This is a genomic window from Kitasatospora sp. NBC_01300 (assembly GCF_041435235.1).
Taxonomy (GTDB): domain Bacteria; phylum Actinomycetota; class Actinomycetes; order Streptomycetales; family Streptomycetaceae; genus Kitasatospora.
On sequence record NZ_CP108408.1, the window covers coordinates 1,961,822 to 1,979,714 of the forward strand.

18 protein-coding genes and 1 pseudogene are annotated in these 17,893 nt (G+C 71.7%); 4 read left to right on the top strand and 15 right to left on the bottom strand.

The genetic code is table 11. The features are described from left to right. Window positions 1-10: 10 nt before the first annotated feature. Window positions 11-388, bottom strand: a complete 378-nt coding sequence (locus OG556_RS08755; RefSeq protein ID WP_371516627.1) for a nuclear transport factor 2 family protein — start codon at window positions 386-388, stop codon at window positions 11-13. 201 nt (window positions 389-589) lie between these two features. Next, window positions 590-1,321 carry an SDR family NAD(P)-dependent oxidoreductase gene (locus OG556_RS08760; protein ID WP_371516628.1) on the bottom strand — a complete coding sequence of 244 codons (732 nt, stop codon included), beginning with the start codon at window positions 1,319-1,321 and terminating at the stop codon, window positions 590-592. 94 nt (window positions 1,322-1,415) lie between these two features. Here OG556_RS08760 and OG556_RS08765 point away from each other — a divergent pair, with 94 nt between their 5' ends. Beyond that, window positions 1,416-2,267 (top strand): LysR family transcriptional regulator, encoded by an 852-nt coding sequence (locus OG556_RS08765; RefSeq protein WP_371516629.1) that lies wholly within the window; start codon window positions 1,416-1,418, stop codon window positions 2,265-2,267. 48 nt (window positions 2,268-2,315) lie between these two features. Here OG556_RS08765 and OG556_RS08770 read toward each other — a convergent pair. The 5 genes and pseudogenes from OG556_RS08770 to OG556_RS08790 all read right to left on the bottom strand — a co-directional run. Beyond that, a pseudogene (locus OG556_RS08770) lies at window positions 2,316-2,840 on the bottom strand (DUF3291 domain-containing protein); the annotation flags it as partial. A 214-nt stretch (window positions 2,841-3,054) separates the two neighbouring features. Next, window positions 3,055-3,624 carry a dienelactone hydrolase family protein gene (locus OG556_RS08775; RefSeq protein WP_371516630.1) on the bottom strand — a complete coding sequence of 190 codons (570 nt, stop codon included), beginning with the start codon at window positions 3,622-3,624 and terminating at the stop codon, window positions 3,055-3,057. A gap of 241 nt (window positions 3,625-3,865) precedes the next feature. Then, complete coding sequence (locus OG556_RS08780; RefSeq protein WP_371516631.1) at window positions 3,866-4,354, bottom strand: hypothetical protein; 489 nt, start codon at window positions 4,352-4,354, stop codon at window positions 3,866-3,868. A gap of 183 nt (window positions 4,355-4,537) precedes the next feature. Then, window positions 4,538-5,527, bottom strand: coding sequence for a sterol desaturase family protein (locus OG556_RS08785; protein ID WP_371516632.1), 990 nt, complete (start codon window positions 5,525-5,527; stop codon window positions 4,538-4,540). Window positions 5,528-5,592: 65 nt separating this feature from the next. Next, window positions 5,593-6,318 carry a hypothetical protein gene (locus OG556_RS08790; RefSeq protein ID WP_371516633.1) on the bottom strand — a complete coding sequence of 242 codons (726 nt, stop codon included), beginning with the start codon at window positions 6,316-6,318 and terminating at the stop codon, window positions 5,593-5,595. Between the two features lie 439 nt (window positions 6,319-6,757). Between OG556_RS08790 and OG556_RS08795 the strand changes: the two genes are divergently transcribed. Continuing rightward, window positions 6,758-7,810, top strand: coding sequence for a HEAT repeat domain-containing protein (locus tag OG556_RS08795; protein ID WP_371516634.1), 1,053 nt, complete (start codon window positions 6,758-6,760; stop codon window positions 7,808-7,810). An 8-nt stretch (window positions 7,811-7,818) separates the two neighbouring features. Here OG556_RS08795 and OG556_RS08800 read toward each other — a convergent pair whose 3' ends face one another. Both OG556_RS08800 and OG556_RS08805 read right to left on the bottom strand, forming a co-directional pair. Continuing rightward, window positions 7,819-8,025, bottom strand: a complete 207-nt coding sequence (locus tag OG556_RS08800) for a hypothetical protein (protein ID WP_371516635.1) — start codon at window positions 8,023-8,025, stop codon at window positions 7,819-7,821. A gap of 173 nt (window positions 8,026-8,198) precedes the next feature. Continuing rightward, window positions 8,199-9,380: a sensor histidine kinase gene (locus OG556_RS08805; RefSeq protein ID WP_371516636.1), complete on the bottom strand. Its 1,182-nt coding sequence runs from the start codon at window positions 9,378-9,380 to the stop codon at window positions 8,199-8,201. 345 nt (window positions 9,381-9,725) lie between these two features. Between OG556_RS08805 and OG556_RS08810 the strand changes: the two genes are divergently transcribed. Continuing rightward, window positions 9,726-11,732, top strand: coding sequence for a ricin-type beta-trefoil lectin domain protein (locus tag OG556_RS08810; RefSeq protein WP_371516637.1), 2,007 nt, complete (start codon window positions 9,726-9,728; stop codon window positions 11,730-11,732). Between the two features lie 81 nt (window positions 11,733-11,813). Here OG556_RS08810 and OG556_RS08815 read toward each other — a convergent pair whose 3' ends face one another. Then, window positions 11,814-12,407: a TetR/AcrR family transcriptional regulator gene (locus OG556_RS08815; RefSeq protein ID WP_371516638.1), complete on the bottom strand. Its 594-nt coding sequence runs from the start codon at window positions 12,405-12,407 to the stop codon at window positions 11,814-11,816. A gap of 138 nt (window positions 12,408-12,545) precedes the next feature. Between OG556_RS08815 and OG556_RS08820 the strand changes: the two genes are divergently transcribed. After that, on the top strand, window positions 12,546-13,502 hold the full coding sequence (locus tag OG556_RS08820; RefSeq protein WP_371516639.1) for an SDR family NAD(P)-dependent oxidoreductase: 957 nt from the start codon (window positions 12,546-12,548) through the stop codon (window positions 13,500-13,502). A 66-nt stretch (window positions 13,503-13,568) separates the two neighbouring features. Here the strand turns inward: OG556_RS08820 and OG556_RS08825 are convergent, their stop codons facing one another. Genes OG556_RS08825 through OG556_RS08845 form a run of 5 tightly spaced genes read right to left on the bottom strand, consistent with a single transcriptional unit; the run spans window position 13,569 to window position 17,785 of the window. Further along, window positions 13,569-14,162, bottom strand: coding sequence for a hypothetical protein (locus OG556_RS08825; RefSeq protein WP_371516640.1), 594 nt, complete (start codon window positions 14,160-14,162; stop codon window positions 13,569-13,571). Next, window positions 14,159-15,559 carry a hypothetical protein gene (locus OG556_RS08830; RefSeq protein ID WP_371516641.1) on the bottom strand — a complete coding sequence of 467 codons (1,401 nt, stop codon included), beginning with the start codon at window positions 15,557-15,559 and terminating at the stop codon, window positions 14,159-14,161. Before OG556_RS08830 ends, OG556_RS08825 begins: the two co-directional genes overlap by 4 nt. Next, complete coding sequence (locus OG556_RS08835) at window positions 15,556-16,368, bottom strand: ABC transporter ATP-binding protein (RefSeq protein ID WP_371516642.1); 813 nt, start codon at window positions 16,366-16,368, stop codon at window positions 15,556-15,558. The genes OG556_RS08830 and OG556_RS08835 overlap by 4 nt, the downstream gene beginning before the upstream one ends. Before the next feature lie 32 nt (window positions 16,369-16,400). Further along, the gene (locus tag OG556_RS08840; protein ID WP_371516643.1) at window positions 16,401-17,228 is read right to left on the bottom strand and encodes a zf-HC2 domain-containing protein; all 828 of its coding nucleotides are present in this window, start codon (window positions 17,226-17,228) and stop codon (window positions 16,401-16,403) included. Continuing rightward, window positions 17,225-17,785, bottom strand: a complete 561-nt coding sequence (locus OG556_RS08845) for an RNA polymerase sigma factor (RefSeq protein ID WP_350884320.1) — start codon at window positions 17,783-17,785, stop codon at window positions 17,225-17,227. The genes OG556_RS08840 and OG556_RS08845 overlap by 4 nt, the downstream gene beginning before the upstream one ends. Window positions 17,786-17,893: the final 108 nt, after the last annotated feature.

A 17,893-nucleotide genomic window follows, 5' to 3' on the forward strand; every position in this document is an offset into this window, starting at 1 on the left:
GCAGGACGACTCAGGAGTCGGACGGCTCGATCTCCCCCGCAAAGACGATGACCTGGTCGATGAGGCTCCGCCGCAGATGGACGACGTCCGTTCCCGCCAGGCGGGGGCCTCCGTCCGGCGTGGTGAAGACCCACTGGTACCGGGCCCACTCGCCAGGCATGTCCACCGCCGAGCAGCGCGCCATCGTGCCGGCCCCCGCCGGGTGGTGCCGGATGTCCAGCACGAACTGCTCGACCGCCGCGATTCCTTCGCTGCGACCCAACGGCCCCCAGAAGACCACGTCCGAGGTCAGGGCCTGGGAGAGCAGGGCAGTCACATAGCTGTCGTCCGAGGCGTTGAACGCGGAGATGAAGGTGTCGATCGCGGAGCGTGCCGTCTCTTCCTGCATGCCCCAGTAATACCAGCCGTTGCGCGCGCGCTCGTCCCGCGAGCCGCCTTCCGATCACGTCGGACCATCCCGGTCACAGCACTGGACACACCACGACGCAGGAAGTCGGCCGACCCGACTTCCTGCGCCGAACAACCAACGGGCCCAGATGGCGCGGGCGGCGAGGCGGCCTCACCTCTTCGGGTGAGGCCGCCGTGCGCATCACCAGGGCACTACGCCGGCGTCCTCGAAGAACTGGCCGGTCGGGCCGTCGTCGGGCAGGGTCGCGAGCTTGATCGCGATCGCCGCCCCCTGTTCGGGGGTGCGCACGCCGCGGAAGCCGTTGAGGTCGGTCGCGACGTAGCCGGGGCAGCCGGCGTTGATCAGGATGTTCGTGCCGCTCAACTCCCGGGCGTACTGGAGGGTGACGGCGTTCAGGAACGTCTTCGACGGCGCGTACGCCACGGCCACCGGACCCGCCGTCTGCTCGGCGGCGGCTCCTGACTGCCGGGTGAGGGAGCCGACGCTGCTGGACATGTTCACGATCCGCGGCGAGGCGGAGCGCCGCAGCAGCGGCATCATCGCGTTGGTGACGCGGATGACGCCGATCACGTTGGTCTCCACGACCGTCCGGATGGTGGCGGGGTCGACCAGGGTGGGTTCCTGGGGCATGCCGCCGGTGATGGCCGCGTTGTTGACGAGCACGTCCAGGCGCCCGGCCCGTTCCTCGATCAGCCGGGCGGCGGCGGTCGCGCTCGCGTCGTCGGTCACGTCCAGCGGTACGCCGAACGCGTCGACGCCGGCGGCGCGCAGCCTCTCCACCGCGGCCTCGCGGCGCCGGTCGTCGCGGGCGCCGACGCCGATGCTCCAGCCGAGTGCGCCCAGGCCCGCGGCGATCTCGTAGCCGATTCCCTTGTTCGCGCCGGTGACCAGCGCAGTCGTTCGTTCGCTCATGGGGCCATGCTGCCGTCGGCCCCCGGTCGGGGTCCAAGACCGATCGGGTCGACACCGATACCGTCCGGGTATTGATCCGGAGTACCGTGGCCGGATGGAGACCCGGGAACTGCGCTACTTCGTCGCTGTCGCCGAGGAGCTGCACTTCGGGCGCGCCGCGCAGCGCCTCGGGATCGCGCAACCGCCGCTGTCACGGGCGATCCAGCGGCTCGAACGCCGGCTCGGGGCAACGCTGCTGGATCGGACCAGTCGCACCGTCACGCTGACCGGGGCCGGCTCGGTCCTGCTGGTCGAGGGTCGGGCGGCCCTGGAGGCGGTCGACGCCGCCGAGCGTCGGACCCGCCGCGCCGCCGCTTCCCCCGCCGGCCGGCCCGGCCTGGTCCTGGTCACGAAGGCCGGCGCGTCCAGCGAACTGCTGGCGGAACTGCTCGACGCGTACGCCGCCGAACCCGGCGCAGTCCCCGTCGACGTCATCCTGTGCGGCCCGGCCGAGCAGGCACGGTTTCTGTTCGAGGGCCGGGCCGACGTGGCGCTGCTGCACCGGCCGTTCGACTCGACGGACAGGCTCCACACCGAAGAACTCGGCACGGAGGGCCAGGTGGTGGTCCTGCCGGCCGGGCATCCGCTCACCGTCCGGGACCATGTGCACATGGCCGACATCACGGGGCTGCCGGGCCTGCCGCTGCCGCGCTGGCCCAGCCCCGACGGCACCTACCCACCGGGCCCCGGGCCCCAGGTCCGCGACCACGCGCAGCTGTTGCAGCTCGTCGCGCTCGGCCGGGCTTGCGCGGTCTCACCGGAGTCGTGCCGAGCCCAGCTGCACGGTGACCTCGCGGCCGTGCCCGTGCTGGACGCGCCGCAGGTCACCACCGTGATCGCCTGGCCACCGCACAGTCGGTCCAGGGCCGTCGCCGACTTCGTCCGGACGGCGACACGTCTGCGGTAGTTCCGACCTGCCCGGCCGGGTTCCACCTGTCCGCGGTCGCACTCCGGGCCTCATCCTGGTCGGAGTTCCGTCCGGGGCGAACGCGTGGTGGAAGGTGAAGGCGTGCGGCGCGGAGCCGTGGTCGTGGAGGTGTTCCAGCCTCGACACCCCGTCCTGCCAGGTGGGTATCTCGCCGTCGGCGACCCACCAGAACGCGTAAGCCGGGCGTCCGGTCCTCTCGAACCAGTCGTGACGCCTGTTCAGCGCCTCACGGTGCAGGCCGGTGTAGATGGCGTCGAAGGCGGAGTGCGGGTCGGTCCAGAGGGAGAGGGTCGCGGCCAGGGCGGTGGTTTCCGCCGTACGGCCCTTGCCGTACCAGGCCGGCGCGGCGAACTCTCCCCATGCGCCCCAGTCCAGGTCGAAATGCGGGCCCTGGCCGCCGCCTGCCGCTTCGGCATGAGCAAGGTACCCGGGGTGCCGGCTGATCGTCCGGTAGACGGTCTCGCCGGTGTCGTGGAGTTCGCGCGTGAGAGGGGCGGGATCGGCGAGAGGTGACTTCAGGACACCGAACGTGTACAGCGCAAGATGAGCCATGCGTCTCTCCCTGGTTGGAGGTGCCTGCTGTGGGCCCGGCCACGGGCGGCGCAGCCCGAGGGAACTCCCGTACGACCGTGGGCGATCGCCGAGGACCAGGGGTGAAGGTAGCCGCCTCCGCGGCCCCTGTCGAAGTTGCGTTTTCCCCGCCCAGATGGCCTCTTGCGCCGACCGTTGCGGGCGCAGCCGAGCCGCCGGCGGACCGCGAGACGCCTCACCGCGCGTCGAGGAACCTGACCACCCGTCGCGTCAGGAGCGCGGCGGCTTCCGGGTCGTGGGACGGCAGCGAGCCGTCCGCGAACAGGTGCTGGTCTCCGGGGTACAGGAACAGCTCCGCGTCGGCGGAACCGGAGACGAGAGCGCGGGCGGCGTCGCTGTCCTCGGCGAAGAACGGGTCGGCCTCCTTCGCGTGCACCTGTACCGGCACGCCGCCGGGCCACTCCGTGCCGAACTCGGAGACCGGGACGCAGGCCGAGAACAGCAGCGCGCCCCGGGCGCCCGGCCGGGTCTGCGCCAGCTTCTGGGCGGGGAGCACCCCGAGGGAGAAGCCCCCGTAGACGACCCGCCGAGGCAGGCTCTCGGCCGCGCGGACGCCGCGCTCGATGATCTCGCCGAAGCCGACCTGCTGAGCGTGGCCGACGCCCTCCTCGACGGAGTCGAACGTGCGCCCGTCGAACAGGTCGGGGGTGTGCACGACGTGCCCGGCCGCACGCAGCTCGTCGGCGAAGCCGACGACGCCGGTGGTCAGCCCCTGCGCGTGGTGGAACAAGACGATCTCTGCCATGCCCGAACCGCTCCCGCCCGTTGACGTCGACTTCAGCCTGTTGCACGAACGATCGGAAATCCTAGAACGCGAGTTCGACCCATGTCGATCGATGCCCAACTCGCGCTCCGACTCGGCACAGGGCCGCCCAACACCCCACTGCGCAGGAAGTCGGCCGGCCCGACTTCCTGCGCAGAACAACCACCGGGGAAGGCCGGTCAGGCCGGCTCCGAGCCGACCCGACCAGCCGTCAGGCGCGCTGTCAGGAGCAGGATGCGACGTTGATCGTCTGAGTCTGGGAGGTGTCTCCCGAGCCACCGGCATAGGTGTTGAGGGTGTGCGTGGACTGCTGCTCGTAGGTCCAGTCACCGGCAGCGCACTTGTAGGTCGTGGTGCCGTAGATGTCGAAGTTGTACCCCGTGCCGTCGGGGAGCTTGCCGTTGTAGACGGTCCCGTCGGGGGCGGTGAGACGGTAGTTCAGGTTGGTGGCGGTGCACTCCTTGGCCTGCCAGCCGGCCAGCGCGTCGTTCTGCTTGCATTCGCTGGTGAGGCTGGGCGTGAGCTGGCCGAGGCTCTCTCCCAGGCAGAGCATGGCCCTGACCTCGAAGTGGGAGACGGGGTAGCGCCACGCCGAAGAGGCGCACGACCAGGTGGTCGAGGCCGCGACGGCAGGCGATGCGGGGAGCAGACCGATCGCCGAGAACGCGAGGGCGACGGTGGGGACCAGAGCGACCTTGAGGGGCCTTCGCACAGAATTGTCCCTTTCCAGATGACTGATGGTAGTCATATCGCCGCTAAAAGTAGCAGTCGCCGAAGTGGCGACGCACTCGCGCACACGAGCGGGCGGCGGCGCCTGGATACGACGCCTTCAAGCAGCCGAGGCCGGCGATTTCGACCACCACGCCCAAGTCCCGCCCGCACGCCCGGCGCAGGATCAGGCGGTGCCCGCCTTTTCCTCGACCAGGACGGCACCGGAAGCCGCTTCGGTCTTGCGCAGCGGAAGCTTGGACCAGCGGAACGGAGCCAGCAGCAGGCCGACGTAGGAGTCCGGCAGCCGGACCTGGTCGGCCAGGCCGATGTCCTCGGGCGGCATCCGGTCAGCGGGCAGGTAGAAGGTCCCGAACAGCAGATCCCACACGACGACCTTGCCGCCGAAGTTCTTGTTGGCCTCGCGCAGGTCCCTGGAGTGGTGCCAGCGGTGCCCCTCCGGTCCGGGCACCAGGTAGTTCAGCGGGCCCAGCCGGACGTCCATGTTGGAGTGCATGGTGACGCCGTGGCAGTTGTAGAAGGTCAGAAGGATGATCAGGCCGGAGATGCTGTGCAGTGTCCACCCGGTCAGGGCCAGCGGGAAGACGATCGCCACGTCGTCGAGGAAGAAGTCGACGGGGTGGAACCGGGCGGAGTTGAGCCAGTAGAGCCGCTCCGAGCTGTGGTGCACCGCGTGGAAGCGCCAGAAGACCCGCGAACCGTGAATCCAGCGATGCATCCAGTAGTAGAAGAACTCTCCCACCAGGAGCGCCAGCGCGGCCTGGGCGACGGGAGGCCAACTCGTCGGCCACAACGTGCTGTCCAGCTCTTCGGAGAGCAGGACGGATCCGGCGAACAGGACCGAGAGGAACAGCGGCTCGATCAGCCGGGCGACCACCAACAGGGCCACCAGGCTGGAGGTGGCGTCCGAGACGACGTCCTTGCGCGAGCGGTTCCAGCCCTCGTAGAACGGCTGGACCCGCTCCAGGACGGCCACGTACACCGAGGCGAACAGGGTGACCATCGGCACGATGGCCCACTGCGGGAACGAGGTGTCGACCAGGGTGATGGATGCCCCGAGCGTCAGCACCATGAGGATCGGATAGCTGAGGTAGCGGATGGTGAAACGCAGGGCTCTGCGTGCGGCGCCGAGTTCTCTCTCGGTTGCTGAGTTCATTCCTGATCTCCCCGTGGACTTCATCGGACTTCTTCTGCACCCCTCCGCGCGGAACGGGCAGGTGTCTATTGGCTTTCGGCGATCTGCTGCCAAATCCGGACCGGCCCCAACGGCGCGAATCCGTTCGCCTCGGCGGCCGCCAGCTCCGCGTCCCGCTCGTATCCGACCAGGTCGACCCCCGGCGCCTCTTCGTGAGCACAGGAGACGAGACCGGCCCAGGTCCGGGCGGATTCCCCCGGGGGGCCGAAGACGTTCGTCACCCCCGCCACACCGTGGCTCAGGTGGAGCACGGCTCCCGCCACCAGGCTGTCGCCCGAGAATCCCCCGAGGAAGACCACGTCGTCATCGAGCAGAAGGGTTTCGGGGAAGGTGTTCACCGACGTGTCGCCGCCACCCGTCCATGCCTGCTCCCACGTCCGCAGCCCATCGGCGCCGGTGACACGCCGCCACCGCTGGTCGGCACCGTCCCGTGACGCCACCGGCGCCGGGGCCGCGACGGCGGCCGGCCGGTGGATCCACTCCGCCTCGATGAGAACTCGGTAGTTCCCCGGGAGGAGGTCGGCGTTGGCGAAACTGTCCTTGACGAAAAGCGGTCCCAGCGGCGCCTCCCGCAGGACGTCGAGAACCTCCGAGCCGGACATCGTCGGGCTCAGGATCACCAGGTTCGGGTAGTACGTGAGGCTCTTCTTCAGATTCACCCACGCGACGTCGGAGATTTCTCCGGAGAACCCGTGCGCCCGGCACATCGCCTCGCACCAGGACGAGTTGTTCCGGGCGGCGGCGAGCAGCATCGGCGCCACCGGGGGGTCGGCGGCCGCAGCCCGGCCATGGCCGAACCATCCCGCCGCGAAGGCCGCACCCGAGCGAACGGATCGACACCAACGGACCCACAACCTCGTAACGTCCACCAACTCCCTTTCGTCAAGGCCGACTCCGCAGCCGGCCGGCTTCCGCACTGCCGACCCTTCGAAAGGGATGGGTCCTGTCCGGGAAATCCCCTGACGACCCAGGTCGAGCGCCTTCAACGACCTTCTTGCACATCGACGTTGCGCGGCGCTCCGCTATGATCACCCCTGCTCATGACCACGTCAAGATCCTTCTCGGGGACATCCGGCGACACCCGCACACGCCCGCACACGCCCGCCGGCGCCGACGCGGCCGTGGACCGGAAGCGCGGTCGGGCCGACAATTCCCGCGCGCACTCGCGGTTTCGTGCACCAGAATGCCCGCATGGAAACGGACACCGTGGCGGAACTGGTCACGCGGGCACTGTCGGCAAAGCGCGCCATCACCGCCTCGGACGACCCGGACGACCACGACGGCTGGAACGAGTACGCACCGGTGCTGTGGCGGGCGGCGGCCGACGAGGCGGCGCTGCCGCTCGGCCTGGAGCTCATCGGCTCCGCCGATCCGATCGAGCGCGCGGTGGGCTGCGACCTGCTGCGCGACACCAACTACCACCACGAGGCAGTCCGCACCGAAACGGCCACCGCGCTCGTCGCCCTCGCCCAGCGGGAGACCGACGAGCACGTGCTGCGCGCCCTGGCGCGCGCGATCGAGAAGACGCGCGACCCGCGCGCCGTCCCCGTCCTCGTCGCCCTCGCCGGGCACCCCGCCGCAGAGGTCCGCGAGGAGGTGGCCCGCTCGTTCGCGGAGGTCCTCACCGGGCTGCCGGACGGGCCGGACATCCACACCCTCATCGGGCTGACCCAGGACCAGAACCCGCACGTCCGCGACTGGGCGACGTTCACCCTCGGCGTCCAGTCCCGGGCGGACAGCCCCGCGATCCGGGCCGCGCTCTGGGCGCGGACGGCCGACGAGCACGACGAGACCCGGATGGAAGCAATCCACGGACTGGCCGGTCGGCGCGACCCCCGCGTCGTCCCGCTCCTGGCCGAACTGGTCGGCAACCCCGAGGGCGCACACGTCCTCACTTTCAGCGCGGAGCCGATCACGGGCGCCCCCGAACTCCTGCCGTCCCTCCCGGAGTACAAGCCCGGCGACGACTGGATCACCGACGCCGTGAACGCCTGCAACCCGGTACGGCGGGCCCGCCTGGACGCCTTCGCCTGGGAGCTCGTCTGCACGCTCCACCGGCTCCGCCCCGACCTGGACGCCGCCGTCTCGATGGAACGCTGCGGCTGGGACCGCTCCCTCGACATCCACGCAGCCTCGGAGCCGACGGGCTACGACATCGAGGCCCTGCTCACCCGCGCGCACGGCGACCCCGTACGCGCCGCCGAACTGGTCTCAACCGAGCTGCCGAGGATCCGGCCCGCCTGATCTAGCCCCTAGCCTCTGGTGCCCCTGCCGCGCAGGAGGTCCGCGATGCGCGCGTCGACCTGCTCGCGGTCGTAGCCCCGCCACACGACCTCGAACGCCGGCGGGGGCGGCGGTGAACCGGCTTCGGACAGGGCACTGAGGTAGCGGTCGACTTGCTGGCGCTCGTAACCACGCCGCACCAGGTTGAAGCCACGGAACTCTGACGTTGTCGACACTTCGCAGGCCCTCCCATCTTCTGCGTCCGCGTCCGTCGCCATGGCACTGGCGACGGAAACGCCGGTGCGGCCACCGGTACCCACCGGCGTGGCCGCAGCTCACACCCTAGCCCCACCCACCGACAGACGGCAGGCAACCTCCGGACCGTCAGAAACCCGTCAGCTCCAGCCCGTCAGCCCCGCCCCGTCCGGCCCGGTCGCAGCGGCAGTTCCCCACGGACACGCCAGCCACGGGCGTGCGGTCCGGCCGACAGGTCCCCGCCGAGGGCGCCGATCCGCTCGGACAAGCCGGCCAGGCCGGTGCCACCGCCGCCGGGTCGGCGGTCCGGCAGACCGCCGGGGCCACCCTGCCGTCCGCCGTCGGTGACGGTGACCCGCAGGGCGGGGCCCGGGACGCGAACCACCTCCACCTCCAGCCGGTCCGCGCTCGGGGCGTGCCGGCGGACGTTGGTCAGCGCCTCCAGGACGACGCGGTAGGCCGCGTCCTGGATCGGGTGCGGGGCGGTCCCCGCCAGGCCCGGCTCCAGTTCCAGGGAGCCGCCGGTCGTGCCGGACGCCAGGAAGCGCTCCACCAACTCCGGCAGGTCGGCGAGGCCGTGGACCTTGGTCGGCGGCGGCTCGGCGAGCGCGGGCGCCTCCGGGTCGCGCAGCGTCCGGAGGGTGTGGTCCATCGAGTCCAGCGCCCGCAGACCGGCCGCCTCCAGGCGGGTCAGGAGCTCCCTGTTCTCCTCTTCGTCGTAGGCGCTGACCTGGGCGGCCTGGACCTCCAGCAGGATCCCGGTCAACTCGTGGGCGACGAAGTCGTGGAGGTCCCTGCCCACGGCGAGCCGCTGCTCCCGGCGGGCCCGCTGGACGGCGCGGGCCCGCTGGTTGTCCTGGCCCCGCAGGTAGAGCCCGACGCCGACGGCGCCGGCCACCGGGAACGTCGCCATGGCGACGGCGACCACCGACGGCGCGAGGACCGCCTGCGGCAGCAGGAGGGTGAAGCGCAGCGGGAGCGCCATCAGCGCGAGTGCCAACGCCGAACCGGCCAGGGCGGCTCGGCGGACCGGCTCCCGCCGGATCACCCTCCCGGCCAGCACCAGCATGGCCGCGAATTCGACCGGGAGCCACGGCAGCACCAACCCCCGCGGTCCGGGATAGGCGGCGTCCGCGACGAGCGAGAGCCCCGCGACCAGGCCGGCCACCAGGACGGGGGCGACCGGACCCAGCGGCCGGCGCAGGATCGCGGCCGCCATCGCCGCGACGGCGGCAACGACCCCGATCCACGCACTCGCCGGGGAGATCACCGCCGGAGCCGCGACCACTGCCGTCGCCGCCGCATACACCGCGCGGCGGCGACGCGTGTCAGGCATCGGTTCGGTCTGCACGGGCCGAGCCTACGCACGACGGAGGAACGGTGCGCCCCCCAGCACATGATGAATCGTCAGGCATCTGCCGTTCGGCAGAGCGGCACTGGCGGGTCGATGCCCGGAAGGGCCGCACGGGGCGCCGGCTTGACCCGCCCGGCGCGGGTCCTCGACCTTTCCACGGCCGGCCACCGGCATTGCTGCCCGGTCCGCGGAGTCCACCGTTCCGGGGCGGTGCGTGAAAAGGCGTCAAGACCTCCCGGCCCGCCATATGGATTCCGTATGGAGTCGCGGGACGGAGGATTCCGGAACCTACGATCCATCTTTGCCGACCAGAAAGATGAATCCGATATGAAATCCCTGTCCCGCCTCAAACGCGCCCTGGCCTGCGGGATCGCCGCAGTCGCCATGGTCTCCGGCCTGAGCGCACAGGCCCAGGCCGCGCCTGCGGCAGCCCCCGTGGACAAGACCTGCGGCACCCCGGCCTCGGTGGGCGGCGGCAACTGCATGACCGCGCTGATCGGCTCCGCCTTCGACACGATCAGGCTCATGCGCAACGCCGCCAACCTCAACAAGCTGGACAACGCGGAGTTCACCCAGAGCACCGCGTCGAAGTTGAGCGCGAGGTTTCCCGGGTTCAACGTCATGGTGTTCAAGACCGTGGGCACCGACCTGTATGACACCGAGTGGTTCAAGAACGAGTACAAGTCCGACATGAAGGGGGTGTTGATCGACACCACCTACAAGCTCAACCATTTCCTGGACAAGGAGAAGAAGGAGCCCTCCGGCTACGACATATTCCGGATCTGGGTCTTCCAGGGGGATTCGACCATTCGCAACCGCGGCGACGGCGGTTACATGAACTGGGCGTTCATCGGCAATGACGGCGACACCGTCAAGAAGGAGCCGTGGACCTGCCGGGCGGGCACCGCGCGGCCCTACAAGTGCGACGGCGACGTGCGCACCATCCACTTCCCCGCGCGGTCCGGCTACGGCACCAGGACCGGCAGCCTGACCCCCGACTCCAGCCCCGGCTACCACGCCTGCCTGGACGTCAACGGCAACGGCAACGCGAACGGCACCCCCGTGCAGATGTGGGAGTGCAACGGCAGCGACGCCCAGAAGTGGACCTACAACGGGTACAAGCTCCAGGCGGCCAACGGCAAGTGCCTCGACCTGGAGGCCAACAGGACCGCGAACGGGACCAAGCTCCAGGTCTGGGACTGCCTGGAGATCCCCGGTCAGCGCTGGAACATGTCGGCCGGCGGCGGTTTCCGGCACATGACGGACATGGAGGACCGGTCCAAGGACGTCTGCATCGACGACTTCAACGGCCAGACCGCCAACGGCAGCACGGTGGCGGCCTGGGCCTGCGGCTCCGAGGACCGGCGCGACGCGCCCAACCAGAACTGGGCCTGGGGCGGCACCCCGCCGACCACCAACCCGCCCACGCCCGGCGGAGGCGGCGGTAGCAACGGCGCCGACGTGACCCTGAAGCTCGACAACGGCCTGGGCGCCGTCCCGGTCAACGGCTCCGCCGGCGCGTCGGTCGTCGCCGGGATCCGGGGTGGCAACGAGTCCAAGTGGAAGCTCACCCCGGTCGGCGGCGGTCGCTACCGGATCACCAGCTCGTACGGGCTGGAACTCACCGAGAACGGCAACTACATGGCCGAACTCCAGCCGTGGAGCAACTCCTCCCAGCAGAAGTGGGAGCTCGTCGGAGTCGGCAACGGCAAGTACCAGATCCGGATCTCCGACGACGACTGCCTCGCCCACGACGCCGACTTCAAGCAACTCGGCGTGTGGACGTGCAAGTCGGGCTGGCAGCAGGCGTGGGTGCTGGAGTCCGCGTCCGGCGGCGTGATCACCCCGACCGACCCGACCAACCCGACGAAGCCGGACCCGAAGCCCAAGCCGGACCCCAAGCCGAAGCCGGACCCGAAGCCGGACACCAAGCCGACCGTCCCGACCGAGCGGCCGCTGTTCCTGAAGCTCTCCAACGGCCTGGGCGCGTCGGCCCCCACCGAGACCTCGACCTGGGGGGCGCCGATCGTGGGCGGGATCCTGGGGTACAAGGGGTCCACCTGGACGATCAAGCCGCTGGGCGGGGACCGCTACCGGATCGTCAACGACCTCGGGTACAACCTCACCGAGAACCCCGACACCTACGTCGCCGAGCAGCAGGCGTGGGGCGGCACCCCCAACCAGAAGTGGCAGTTCGTCGGCCTCGGCAACGGCAAGTACCGGGTCCAGATCGACGACGACAACTGCCTCACCCACGACTCCGACTTCAAGCAGCTCGGGGTGTGGAGCTGCGAGGGCGGCTGGAAGCAGGAGTGGACCTTCCAGCTCCTCTGACCGGCCGGGCCGGGCCGGCCCGGCCACGGTCACGACGAAGGGCGCCAGCCGCGTACGGTTGGCGCCCTTCGTCCGTTCTTCTCAGCCGACGCCCCGCCCGGAGGCGGCGTGGTAGCGCAGGCCGTCCATCAGGAGGTCGAGGAGGCGTTCCATCCGGGCGTGGTGCTCGGGGGTGGTCGCGGCCATGGACAGGCCGCTGAGGCTGAACAGCACGTCCTCCGGTTCGACGTCGGCGCGCAGCACGCCCGACTCGGCCCCGGCCCGCAGGAGTTGCGTGATCGCGGCGGTCAGCATCGCCCGGCTGTGCGAGAAGGGGTTCCCGCCGGAGGCCATGAGCGCGCGCAGCGCGTCGGACATCCCGCGCTTGGTGGTCATGTAGCGGACGAAGCCGTCCATCCAGGCGCGCAGCGCGGCGTCGGGTTCCGTGCCGTCCAGCAGTTCCGCGGCGGAGTCGCACAGCTTGGCGAGTTCGCTGCGGTAGACCGCCTCGACGAGCTCCTCACGGGTGGCGAAGTGCCGGTAGAGGGTGCCGATGCCCACGCCGGCCTCCTTGGCGATCGCCCCGAGCGTCGCGTCCGGTCCGTCCTGGGCGAAGGCCCGTGCGGCCACTTCGATCAGTCGGTCGCGGTTGCGGCGCGCGTCGGCGCGCAGCGGCCGGGGGTCGGCGGTGGTCACGGCTGGTCCTCCTCGGGTTGCAAACGGAGGATGCTCCGCTTAGCCTGGAGACATGCGGAGGGCCCTCCGGTTTCCACTCTACCGGCCGCCCTCTCCCGCGCACCCCCAGCTCCGGTCACCCAGCCAGACGGGAAGATCATGAACGCCAACACCCCGCGCCTCACCACCCCCTTCGGCGCCGAGTCCACCGCCGCCGAGGTCATCTCCGGCGTCGACCTGACCGGCCGCCGCGCCGTCGTCACCGGCGGCGCCTCCGGCATCGGCGTCGAGACCGCACGCGCCCTCGCCTCGGCCGGCGCACAGGTCACCCTCGCGGTCCGCGACCTCGACGCCGGCGCCCGCACCGCCGAGGACATCACCGCGACCACCGGCAACAAGGACGTCCGGGTCGCACCGCTGGACCTCGCCGACCAGGCCTCCGTCGCCGCGTTCGTCGCCGCCTGGGACGGGCCCCTGCACATCCTGGTCAACAACGCCGGCGTGATGGCCTCGCCCGAACTCCGCACGCCGGAGGGCTGGGAGCTCCAGTTCGCCACCAACCACCTCGGGCACTTCGCGCTGGCCACCGGCCTGCACGCGGCCCTGGCCCGGGACGGCGGCGCCCGCGTCGTGTCCGTCAGCTCCAGCGCGCACCACCGCTCCCCCGTCGTCTTCGAGGACATCCACTTCCGCGAGCGCGCCTACGAGCCCTGGTCCGCCTACGGCCAGTCCAAGACCGCCAACGTCCTGTTCGCGGTCGAGGCCGCCAAGCGCTGGGCGGCGGACGGCATCACCGTCAACGCCCTGATGCCCGGCGGCATCCGCACCGCCCTCCAGCGCCACGTCTCCGAGGAGGAGCTCGACCGGCTGCGCGCCCAGGCCGCCAACGGCGCCGAGCTGCTGTGGAAGACCACCGAGCAGGGCGCGGCGACCTCCGTCCTGCTCGCGGCCTCACCGCTGCTGGCGGGCGTCAGCGGCCGCTACTTCGAGGACTGCAACGAAGCCGTCCGCGGCGAACTCAGCGCCCGCAACGGCGTCTCCGCGCACGCCCTCGACCCCGAGGCGGCCGCGCTGCTCTGGCAGGTCTCGCGCGACACCCTGGGCAGCCGCGACTGACGGCCCGCAGCAGAACGCCCCGCTCCCCCGACTCGCCGAGGGGAAGCGGGGCGCGCGGCGGGCCCGTTACCTGCGCGGCCCCGCCAGGGCGTAGGCCCCGGCGCCGGTCACCAGCAGGGCCACCGCGGTCCAGGTCGACGCCTCCGTGCCAGGGGGGAAGGACATCCAACCGAACGCCTTCCCCACGGTGTTGGGCGGCAGCGGCGGAGAGAGGACGGCGAACGCGAGCCACGCGGTCGGCAGGGTCCAGGCGAGGTGCGCCCCGCACAGCACCGTCCCGAACGCGGCCAGGCCGGCCAGGCCCGCGGCGTCCCGGACGACGACCTCGGTGGGGGCGAACCTCGGCCCCACCGCCTGGACCGCCAGCAGCGCCGCACCCGCGACCACACCGATCAGCAGCGCGTGCGCCGCCCGGCGGGGCACCCACCGGATCGCGGCCGTCCTGTCCAGTGCGGGGTCCTGCCCGCCGAGCCCGACGGAGCCGGCCGCCACGCTCGCGGCGAGCACGAAGTACACGATCGGGTTGATCGCGTCCGCGTCCATCGCACCCGTGCCGCCGCCGCCCCGGTTGAAGGCCCACACCACCAGCGCGGTGAACGCGACCGCGGCGGCCGACGTGGACACCTGCCGTGAACGCGCGTACAGCATCAGCCACCTCATCGCGACGCTCCCCCGGCCAGCTTCGGAACCTGCTTGTACGCCTCGCAGGAGAGCGCGGCGGCGTGCAGCTCGACGATCCGCGAGCGCTGCTCGGCCGGCGGCAGCGCCATCAGCTTCTGCCACGCGAGGTCGGCCTCCGCCCAGGTCTCCAGCGCGTACCGGCTGGTGCCCTTCTCCTGCAGCGGTTGGAGCTGGGTGTCGTGGAGGGCCCAGCTCACGGCGATGCTCTGGGCGGGGATGTCGTGGCTCCCCCCGCCCTCCTTGTCGTTGTCCGGGTAGCAGCTCGGTGCCAGGCCCCTGGCGATCAGCGCGCGGGTCAGCTTCTCGCCCTTCGCGTCGGCGAGCATCCGGTCGTTGAAGTCGACCAGCAGCACGTCCGCGGAGAGTTCGCGCGCCTCGGCGAGCTCGTGCAGCGTGGTGTCCTCCCGCACCGAGGCCGGTGCCTTGTCGCCCAGGGCGTCGCGCAGCACGGGCATCGCCTCCTTGCTGCGCTGCGCGAGCTCGGCGAGGTGTGAACGGCTCGCCTGCGTCACGCACACCGGCCCGTCGCACACCAGCGCCGCGGCGGCCTTGTCGACGACGTAGGTGTCGCGCGCGGCGGCCGGGAGGACCAGCAGGGCCAGGCCCAGACCGGCCAGGACGGGAGTCACCGCGAGCAACTGGGCCCGGCGGGTCACGGCCGCCAGCAGCGCGAAGCCGGTGGCGAGCAGGCCGAGCAGCCAGAGCGTCTGGCCGAGGTGGACGGAGCCGGACAGGGTCAGCAGCATCTGCCGCGGCTCCACGGTCGCCGGGGACAGCTGGGCGAACCGGTTCGACACCCCGCCCGTCGGCACCAACCCCTCGTTGTTCATGCGCAGGAACAGGCCCGTCCCCACGAAGACGATCACCACCAGGGCCGGCGGGGTGAGGGTGGAGGGCAGCGCCCGCGCGACACCCATGCCGAACACGGCACCCGCGACCAGGGCCAGTACCGCCACCAGCGAGATCGGCAGCCAGCCGAGGGCTGCGTAGGTGGTCGGACCGGCCGCCACCTGGGCTCCGCCCACCAGGACCAGCAGACCGAAGCCCACCGCCGCGGCGAGCCCGATCGCACCGGCCGGCAGCGCGGCACGGCGCCAGGCCGGCAGCGACGTGGTCGTCAGCAGCTCGGTCATCCGCGAGCGGGATTCGCGCAGCCCGTACACCGCCCCGATGCCGATCACGAACGGCCACCAGAAGGCCAGCAGGGACCGGGTCCACATGGCCATGGTGGTCCACTGGGCCGTCCACGCCGCGGTGCCGTGCCACCAGAACGCGTCGAACGGGAAGAAGACCGCCAGGCTGCCGGCCAGCACGACGATGCCGGCCCACGGGGCGGCGGAGCGCCTCAGCTCCGTCCGCAGCACACGTCCGTTCACCAGGCGCTCCCCTGCTGGCCGGAGTTGCGGAGCAGCGCCGAGTAGCCGCGCTCCAGGGGGCTGTCGCCCGGGTGGTCGGTGGTGCCCGCCGCACCGAGCTCGTCCGGCGTGCCCTGGAAGACGAGGCGGCCGTCGGCGAACAGCACCACGTCGGAGCAGGCGGCCGCGACGTCCTCGACCAGGTGGGTGGAGACGACCACGCAGGTGTCGCGGCCCAGGTCCTGCAGCAGCTCGCGGAAGCGCAGCCGCTGCGCCGGGTCCAGGCCGGCCGTCGGCTCGTCCAGCAGCAGCACCGCGGGGGAGTTGACGATGGCCTGGGCGATGCCGGCCCGCCGCACCATGCCGCCGGACAGGGTCTTCATCCGGTGGTCGGCGCGGTCCGCCAGGCCCACCCGTTCCACGGCCCGCTGGACGGCCCCGGGGATGTCCGCCTTCGGCACCTCCTTCAACCAGGCCATGTACTCGACGAACTCGCGCACCGTGAAGCGCTTGTAGTAGCCGAAGTCCTGCGGCAGGTAGCCGATCTGACGGCGCAGGGCCCGGTGGTCGCCCACCCTGCCCCCCAGGGGGGTGCCGAGCATCTCCAGTTCGCCCTCGGTGGGGCGCAGCACGGTGGCCAGCGTCCGGATCAGGGTGGTCTTGCCCGCCCCGTTGGGCCCGAGGAGCCCGTGGGCGCCGATGCCCAGGGAGAGGTCGAGCCCGTCGACGGCCATCTTGCTCCGTCCGACGCGTACCCTCAGGCCGCTGGCCCGGATCTCCCAGGCGTAGGTCTTCGGCGCGGTGTCGGCCGCGCTCGCCGTATACGTCATGCGATGGTCCCTTTCCAGGGTGGACATGGGTTTCACAGCGTTGAGTACGCGTCCCTGCGGGTGATCACGGCGCAGATGCCGAGCGTGAGGAGCAGCCCCCACACGGGCAACTGGTCGCGGTGAAAGGCGAGTTCGAGGACGGCGGGGATGCGGCCGGTGACGAAGGCGGGTACCACGACGGCGGCGCCCCACGCGGCCACCAGCCCCACGGCGGCGCGGGTCACGCCGACCACGCTGCCCAGCGCCAGGGCGGTGGAGGTGAAGGCCAGGGAGGGCAGCAGCCACTGCCCGGCCGTCGTGTTCCCGGTCAGCCATCCCCCCAGCAGGAGCCCGGGCACGACCACCACGAGGACCGCGGTGGTGCGCCTGAGCAGCAGGGCCAGGCCGGCCCGGGCGGTCGAGGCGGTCAGTTCGTGCGCCGGGTCCAGACCGCGCGACCACGATGCGGCGACACCGCACAGCGGCAGCACCGGCGCGATCAGCGCCACCATCGAGGAGCCGCCGAAGACCTTCGCCGGCGCGGCCACGTCCAGCAGCAGCGCCATCAGGGTGACGACGGCGGTCATCGCCAGCCACGGGGTCATGGCCGGGGTCAGCCAGGCCGACACCCAGGTCGGGCGGTGCCGCCGCCGGGGTGCCCCGACGGCCGCGTCCAACTGCGCGTCCAGACCGGCCCGGACGGTGTCGACGAGCGCGGCGACGCCGGGCGCCTCGGTGGCCACGGAGGCCGCCAACAGGCTCCGGCACGGCGCGCACGTCTCCAGGTGGGCTTCCAGCGCCCACACCGTGTCCGCGGCCATCGCCGTGTCACCACGCGCGTAGTCGTCGATCAGCCGCCTCGACGCGTGTTCCGCGTTCATGCCAGCGCCTCCCGCATCGCGATCCGGGCCCGGCGGGCACGGGTCTTGACCGTGCCTTCGGGCAGTCTGAGCAGGACGGCTGTCTCCCGGACGGAGAGCCCGTCGAGCACCGTCGCCTGCAGTACGTCTCGGAGTTCCGGCGCCAGCCGCCGCAGGGCGTCGCCCACGTCGCCGCCGACGGTCCCGGCGAGCGCCTCCTCCTCCGCCGCGGGCACCACGGCCCGCTCGGCGGCGGCGGCCGGCGGTTCGGCGTGGTGGGCGCGGCGGCGGAAGGCGTCGACGAGGCGGCGCGCCGCGATCGTCCACAGCCATCCGACGGCCGTCCCGCCGACGGCGCTCCCGGCGAACGCGCCGGCCGCGCGCCACACCGCCAGATAGGTCTCCTGCATGACCTCGGCGACGATCTGCTCGTCCGCGCAGCGGCGGCGCAGCCGCACCGCCAGCCACGGCGACGTGCGCCGGTACAGCTCGTCGAACGCCGCGCGGTCACTTCTGGCGATCAGCCGGACGAGGCGTTCCTCGTCCAGCTCGTCCAGTGCTCTCCTGCGTGATCTCACACCAGCCAGACGCCCGCGACCGCGCGCAGGTTCTGCGTTCGGCGTGACCTGCGTCACATGAAAGCAGCGCAGGAAGTCGGCCTGTCCGACTTCCTGCGCTGCGGCGAC